This is a genomic window from Vibrio sp. SS-MA-C1-2 (assembly GCF_021513135.1).
Classification (GTDB): Bacteria; Pseudomonadota; Gammaproteobacteria; order Enterobacterales; family Vibrionaceae.
Genome location: NZ_CP090981.1, coordinates 3059076 through 3066809, shown reverse-complemented (window position 1 = coordinate 3066809; position 7734 = coordinate 3059076). Strand labels below are relative to the sequence as shown.

Genomic DNA, 7734 nt, shown 5'->3' with positions numbered 1-7734 from the left:
TTCTTTTTATCGATAAAGTAACGGATTATGAAGAAGGTCAGTATCTTCATGCAATTAAGAATGTGTCGGTAAACGAGCCTATGTTTAACGGCCATTTTCCTGTAATGCCTGTATTTCCTGGAGTTCTAATTTTAGAAGCAATGGCTCAAGCTACTGGGTTATTGGCATTTAAAACCTTTGGTGCACCTACTGAGAACGAACTTTACTACTTTGCAAGTGCGGATAAAGCAAAATTCCGTAGCCCTGTCGTACCCGGTGATCAACTTGTTGTTGAAGTGAACTTTATTCGCGATCGTCGCGGTATTGCTCAATTTGATTGCTATGCAAAAGTTGATGGTAAAGTTGTTTGTTCTGCTGAGTTGAAGTGCGCCCGCAGAGAGATCGAATTATAATGATTGATAGTACCGCTCAAATCCATCCAAGCGCAATTGTGGAAGATGGAGCTACTCTTGGTGCAAATGTAAAAGTTGGTCCATTTACCTATATCACAAAAGATGTTGAGATTGGTGATGGAACTATTGTTCACTCAAATGTTGTGATCAAAGGTCCAACGGTGATTGGTAAAGACAATGAGATCTTCCAATTCGCGTCTGTTGGTGAAGAGTGCCAAGATCTAAAATACAATAACGAACCAACGCGTTTAGAAATTGGTGATCGAAATAAGATCCGTGAAAGTGTGACTATTCATCGCGGAACAATTCAAGATCAAGGTCTAACTAAAATTGGTAGCGATAATTTGTTTATGATCAACACCCACGTTGCTCATGATTGTGTTATCGGTAATCGCTGTGTATTTGCTAACAATGCAACACTAGCTGGACACGTAACCGTTGATGATTTTTCTATCATTGGTGGTATGTCAGCGATTCATCAGTTCTGTGTAATTGGTGCCCATTGTATGGTGAGCGGAACATCTGCCGTTGTTAAGGATATTCCTCCTTATACTATGGCTTCAGGTAATCGTTGTGCGCCATTTGGTGTAAATAGCGAAGGCTTGAAACGTCGCGGCTTTACTAAAGAAGCGATTAGCGAGATCCGTAGCGCATATAAACTATTATATCGCTCAGGACAAACATTCGCAGAAGTTAAACCACAAATTGAAGAACGCGCAAAAACAGTGCCTGAGCTTCAACTTTATGTCGATTTCTTCGAACGTTCGACTCGCGGTATTATTCGATAATGAACAAAAAACCTCTACGCATTGGCATTGTCGCTGGAGAGATCTCTGGCGATATTTTAGGTGCAGGCTTAATTGAAGCACTTCGAAAGCAACATCCTGATGCTGAATTTATCGGCATCGGTGGCCCTTTAATGATCGAACAAGGTTGTCAATCTTGGTTTGAAATGGAAGAGCTTGCCGTGATGGGAATCGTAGAGGTTCTTGGTCGCTTAAGACGAATATTAAAAATTAAAGCGGCATTAAAAAAACGCTTTATTGCCGATCCACCGGATATTTTTATCGGCATTGATGCTCCTGATTTTAACCTTCGCCTAGAAGCGGATCTTAAAAATGCAGGCATCAAAACCATCCATTACGTGAGTCCATCGGTGTGGGCGTGGCGTCAAAAACGAATATTTAAAATAGCCAAAGCAACCAATCTTGTTTTAGCCTTTTTACCTTTCGAAAAAGCCTTCTATGATAAATATAACGTACCCTGTCGTTTTATTGGTCATACAATGGCAGATGCAATTCCATTGGAATGCGATAAAGAAGCCGCGAAAGCAGAACTAGGTTTACAGCTTGATCGACGTTGGTTAGCTGTGCTACCAGGTAGTCGTGGTAGTGAAGTATCAATGCTGGCACAACCTTTTATCGAAACCTGTAAAATCCTTCACCAACGCTTTCCTGATCTCGGTTTTGTCGTACCCGTGGTGAATGATGCTCGTCGCCAACAGTTTACGGAAGCATTACAACAATATGCGCCAGATCTTGAATTTACTATTGTCGATAAAGCTCGCCCAGCAATGATTGCTGCCGATACGGTATTGTTAGCCTCAGGCACTGCAGCATTAGAATGTATGTTAGTTAAACGCCCAATGGTGGTTGGCTATAAAATGAAGCCATTTACATTCTGGTTAGCGACTAAGTTAGTTAAAACCGCTTATGTTTCACTACCCAATTTGTTAGTGAATCGGGAGATTATTCCTGAACGATTACAGCATGATTGTACTCCTGAAAACCTTGCCACAGAGCTGACTTCATTATTAGAGAATGATAATCATGCATTGATTGAACAATTTAATGAGCTGCATTTAATGCTAAAAAAAGATGCCGATAAACAGGCTGCTGAAGCGGTGTTAACACTAATTGCTGAGTAAGCACTCTTAACACTATTTCTCGTTTATCATCTTTCATGTAGTTAAAAGCGGAACCATTAATATGAGTAAGATACTTCCTGATTTTGAATACCCTGCTGGATTTGAACTTTTTGCCGGTGTAGATGAGGTGGGGCGTGGTCCATTAGTGGGTGATGTTGTCACTGCGGCTGTTATTTTAGATCCCAATAACCCAATATTAGGTCTGACTGACTCCAAGAAGCTTTCTGAGAAAAAGAGAGAACTGCTTTTTGATGAGATCAAAGAGAAAGCATTAAGTTGGTCTATTGGCCGCTCAGCTCCTCAAGAGATCGATGAAATCAATATTCTACAAGCGACGATGATTGCCATGCAGCGTGCGGTTGAAGGTCTATCTGTTAAACCGAGTTACGTGTTAATTGATGGTAATCGAATTCCTAAACTATCGATACCTGCTGAGGCGGTGGTAAAAGGTGATCTTCGTGTTGCTGAGATTAGCGCAGCGTCAATCATTGCCAAAGTCACTCGAGATCGTGAAATGGTTGAATTAGATAAACAATACCCTGAATATGGTTTTGCGGGTCATAAAGGTTATCCAACCAAAGCGCATTTAGCAGCCATTGAAAGACATGGTGTTTTTGAACAGTACCGTAAAAGCTTTAAACCGGTAAAACGAGTTCTAGGGTTAGATTAAATCGCTCTGAATTCTGTTAAACAACTTAGTTATAAATCTCTGTTCTATTCCGCTTACTGCTATTTTTTACTGGAAATACACAGTAATTATCCTTTCAGTTTGATACACTAAATTCAAGCTCACAATTAGTATTTGACCCTATTATGACCGATCCGCGTTTTATTCATCTTCGTATTCACTCTGATTTTTCCATGGTCGATGGCCTAGCAAAGATCAAGCCTTTAGTTAATGCTGTTGCAGATAACAAAATGCCCGCCATGGCACTAACGGATTTTACTAATCTATGTGGTTTAGTGAAGTTTTATAACAGTGCCCAAGGTGCTGGTATTAAGCCAATAGTGGGGGCTGATTTTAAAGTACAGTCGTCAATTTTTGGTGATGAGCTTTGTGATTTAACCATTTTAGCATCAAATAACGAAGGTTATAAAAACCTCACCTTATTGATCTCTAAAGCTTATCTTAGAGGGCATGTTCAACACACACCTGTGATTGATCGCGATTGGCTAATCGAATATAAAGAGGGATTAATCCTCCTTTCTGGTGGTCGCCATGGTGATGTTGGTAAGGCATTACTAAAAGGAAATCAGCAACTGGTTGAAGAGTGTTGTGATTTTTATCAGCAGCACTTTTTAGATAACTATTATTTAGAGTTGATCAGAACCGGCCGTCAGGATGAAGAAGCTTACTTACATTTTGCGGTTGAGCTAGCTGAGCAGTTAGATATCCCTGTTGTTGCGACTAATGATGTTCGTTTTATTAGTCCAGATAAATTCGATGCCCATGAGATTCGAGTTGCAATCCATGATGGGTATACTTTAGATGATCCACGTCGTCCTAAAAATTATAGCTCAGAGCAGTATTTACGCAGTGAAGAGGAGATGGTTGACCTCTTCTCTGATATTCCTGAAGCACTAGAAAATAGTGTCGAGATAGCAAAACGTTGTAATGTGACGGTGCGGTTGTATGAATACTTTCTTCCTAACTTCCCGACTGAAGGGTTAGAAACGGGTGAGTTCTTAGTTAAAAAATCAGAAGAAGGATTAGAAGTTCGATTAGAGGCGCTATTCCCAGATCCTGAGATTCGAGCACAAAAACGTCCTGAATATGATGAACGTTTAGATATTGAATTGAAAGTGATCAACCAGATGGGATTCCCCGGTTACTTTTTGATTGTGATGGAGTTTATCCAATGGTCAAAAGATAATGCGATCCCTGTTGGTCCTGGGCGTGGTTCAGGCGCGGGATCTTTGGTCGCATATGCGCTTAAAATTACCGATCTTGACCCGTTAGAACTTGATCTACTTTTCGAACGATTCTTAAATCCTGAACGTGTATCGATGCCCGATTTCGATGTCGATTTCTGTATGGATAAGCGTGATCAGGTTATCGATCACGTTGCTGAAATGTATGGTCGTGATGCGGTCTCTCAGATCATCACCTTTGGTACGATGGCGGCTAAAGCGGTAATTCGAGATGTCGGTCGTGTTCTTGGGCATCCTTATGGCTTTGTTGACCGTATATCTAAATTAATTCCACCTGATCCAGGCATGACGCTAGCAAAAGCCTTTGAAGCTGAACCTCAATTACCGCAACTTTATGATGGTGATGAAGAGGTGAAAGCGTTAATCGATATGGCGAGAATTTTAGAAGGTGTGACCCGAAATGCAGGTAAACATGCAGGTGGCGTGGTTATCTCTCCAACAACAATCACTGACTTTGCGCCGATCTACTGTGATGCTGAAGGTAACTTCCCGGTTACTCAGTTCGATAAGAATGATGTTGAAACAGCGGGACTCATCAAGTTTGACTTCTTGGGACTTCGAACGTTAACGATTATTGACTGGGCATTGGCGATGGTAAATCCTCGTCGAGTCGAGCAAGGATTAGATCCAATCAATATTGAGACGATTCCTATTGATGATCAAGCCTCTTTTGCTTCATTGAAAAGATCAGAAACCACGGCGGTTTTCCAGTTAGAGTCGCGCGGAATGAAAGATCTAATCAAACGCCTACAACCTGATAGTTTTGAAGATATTATCGCGCTGGTAGCCCTGTTTAGACCGGGACCGCTGCAATCAGGCATGGTAGATAACTTTATCGATCGTAAACATGGTCGAGAAGAGGTCTCTTACCCCGATGCACAATATCAGCATGATTCACTGAAAGAGATCCTTGAACCTACCTATGGAATTATCCTGTATCAAGAACAGGTTATGCAGATCGCACAGGTATTGGCGGGTTATTCATTGGGTGGCGCAGATTTACTTCGTCGTGCAATGGGTAAGAAAAAACCAGAAGAGATGGCAAAGCAGCGTTCCGTCTTTAAAGAGGGTTCTGTCAATAATGGTGTTGATGCCGATCTGTCGATGAAAATCTTCGATCTGGTAGAGAAGTTTGCAGGTTATGGCTTTAACAAATCACACTCGGCAGCTTATGCACTCGTCTCTTATCAAACGTTATGGCTAAAAACCCATTACCCAGCTGAGTTTATGGCAGCGGTAATGAGTGCTGATATGGATAATACCGATAAAATTGTCGGCTTAGTAGAAGAGTGTCGCCGAATGGGGCTTACGATCCTCTCTCCTGATATCAATGCTGGGACTTATCACTTCACCGTCAATGATAAAGGTGAGATCGTTTATGGTATTGGTGCGATTAAAGGGGTGGGTGAAGGGCCGATTGATGTCATTATTGCGGCACGAAAGCAGGATGGTTACTTCCGTGATTTGTTTGATTTTTGTGCCCGTATTGATACTAAAAAAGTGAATAAACGCGTGCTTGAAAAGCTGATTCAAGCCGGAGCAATGGATCGTTTAGGGCCTCATCGAGCGGCAATGATGGCGACTCTTCCTGAAGCGTTAAAAGCGGCAGGGCAGTTCCATCAAGCACAATCTTTTGGTCAGGCTGATATGTTTGGGGTTTTAACCGAAGCACCAGAGCAAGTTGATATCGCTTATGCTTCCGTTCCTAAATGGCCTGAAAAAGTTTGGTTAGAAGGTGAGCGTCAAACACTGGGTCTCTATTTGACAGGACACCCAATTAATAGCTATGTTAATGAATTAAAGCATTATATAACATGGCGATTAAAAGATGCGCATCCGACAGGACGTGATAGAATTGTTACTATTTCTGGCTTAATTGTTGCCTCAAAAGTGATGACGACCAAACGAGGCGCTAAATTAGGTATCGTTAGTTTAGATGATCGTTCCGGTAGAATGGAGGTCATGTTATATTCAGATACCTTGGAACGTTATGTTGATCTGATACAAAAAGACAAAATAGTGGTGATTAGTGGACAGGTCAGCTTTGATGACTTCAATGGAGGGCTTAAAATGTCAGCCAGAGAAGTCCTTGATATTAGTCAAGCAAGAGAGAAATATGCTCGGGCTATTGCAATATCAATAACAGATAACCAAGTAGATAGACAGTTTTTTGAGCGATTTAATAAAATATTAGAACCTCATAATGGCGGTACAGTCGCGGTTAATATTTACTATCAACGTCCTGATGCACGAGTTAAATTAACCCTCGGTACGGAGTGGCGTATAACACCTAATGATGATCTAATGGATGAGTTAGCGTTGTTAGTTGGTGAAAAACAAGTTGAACTAGAATTTAGTTAAAAAGTATATAGCGAAGAGATCGGATTCTCTTTGTATTAAATTAATATATCTTGCTTCTAAAAAGAGAGAGCAAGATAGCGTAGAGGAATCGTAGTGATATGAGCATGAACTTTCTTGATTTTGAACAGCCTATTGCTGAACTTGAGGCAAAAATTGAAGCATTACGCGCGGTATCTCGTCGTGATGAGCCATCTGCAATCGACCTACAGAAAGAGATTGAACAGTTAGAAAAGAAAAGCCTAGAGTTGACTAAAAAAGTTTTTGGTGATCTTGGTGCATGGCAGGTTGCTCAACTTGCTCGTCATCCACAACGTCCTTACACATATGATTATATCGAACATATCTTTACTGATTTTGATGAATTAGCCGGTGATCGCGCTTTTGCTGATGATAAAGCGATGGTGGGTGGTATCGCTCGTCTAAATGATATGCCTGTGATGGTAATGGGGCATCAAAAAGGTCGTGAAACCAAAGAGAAAGTATTACGTAACTTTGGTATGCCAAAACCTGAAGGTTACCGTAAAGCTCTGCGCTTAATGGAAAAAGCTGAAAAGTTTAAGATGCCTATTATTACTTTCATCGATACCGCTGGTGCTTATCCTGGTGTTGGTGCAGAAGAACGTGGTCAATCAGAAGCTATTGCTCGTAACCTTAAAGTGATGTCTAGCTTGCGTGTGCCAATCATCTGTAACGTTGTTGGTGAAGGTGGTTCTGGTGGTGCATTAGCGATTGGTGTTGGCGACCGTGTTAACATGCTACAAAACTCAACGTATTCCGTTATCTCTCCAGAAGGTTGTGCATCAATTCTTTGGCGTGATGCAGCTAAAGCGTCAACCGCGGCTGAAGTGATGGGGATTACCGCTCCTCGTCTAAAAGAGTTAGAGTTGATTGATTCCATTGTTGCAGAACCGCTAGGTGGAGCGCACCGTAATCCTGTGCAAATGGCTGCAAACCTTAAATCACAAATCATTACAGACTTAACTGCACTGCAAACACTCTCTACTGATGAGTTAATTGAGCAGCGTTACCAGCGTTTAATGTCTTATGGTTACTGCTAATACCTATTTATCGTACTCACGTTACTGATAAATAATCATCAAGGTTGATATGAGTTTTATAACT

5 protein-coding genes and 1 pseudogene are annotated in these 7734 nt (G+C 41.3%); all 6 read left to right on the top strand.

The window, feature by feature from the left end:
* A pseudogene (gene fabZ, locus L0B53_RS18280) lies at positions 1-392 on the top strand (3-hydroxyacyl-ACP dehydratase FabZ); the annotation flags it as partial.
* Positions 392-1180, top strand: coding sequence for an acyl-ACP--UDP-N-acetylglucosamine O-acyltransferase (gene lpxA / locus L0B53_RS18275; protein ID WP_235060985.1), 789 nt, complete (start codon positions 392-394; stop codon positions 1178-1180). The pseudogene fabZ and the gene lpxA, both read left to right, overlap by 1 nt.
* Positions 1180-2319 (top strand): lipid-A-disaccharide synthase, encoded by a 1140-nt coding sequence (gene lpxB / locus L0B53_RS18270; protein WP_235060984.1) that lies wholly within the window; start codon positions 1180-1182, stop codon positions 2317-2319. The genes lpxA and lpxB overlap by 1 nt, the downstream gene beginning before the upstream one ends.
* Before the next feature lie 61 nt (positions 2320-2380).
* Positions 2381-2989, top strand: coding sequence for a ribonuclease HII (gene rnhB / locus L0B53_RS18265; RefSeq protein WP_235060983.1), 609 nt, complete (start codon positions 2381-2383; stop codon positions 2987-2989).
* A gap of 143 nt (positions 2990-3132) precedes the next feature.
* A complete protein-coding gene (gene dnaE / locus L0B53_RS18260; RefSeq protein WP_235060982.1) occupies positions 3133-6612 on the top strand; it encodes a DNA polymerase III subunit alpha in 3480 nt (1159 codons plus the stop codon).
* A gap of 98 nt (positions 6613-6710) precedes the next feature.
* Positions 6711-7670, top strand: coding sequence for an acetyl-CoA carboxylase carboxyl transferase subunit alpha (gene accA, locus L0B53_RS18255; RefSeq protein WP_235060981.1), 960 nt, complete (start codon positions 6711-6713; stop codon positions 7668-7670).
* Positions 7671-7734: the final 64 nt, after the last annotated feature.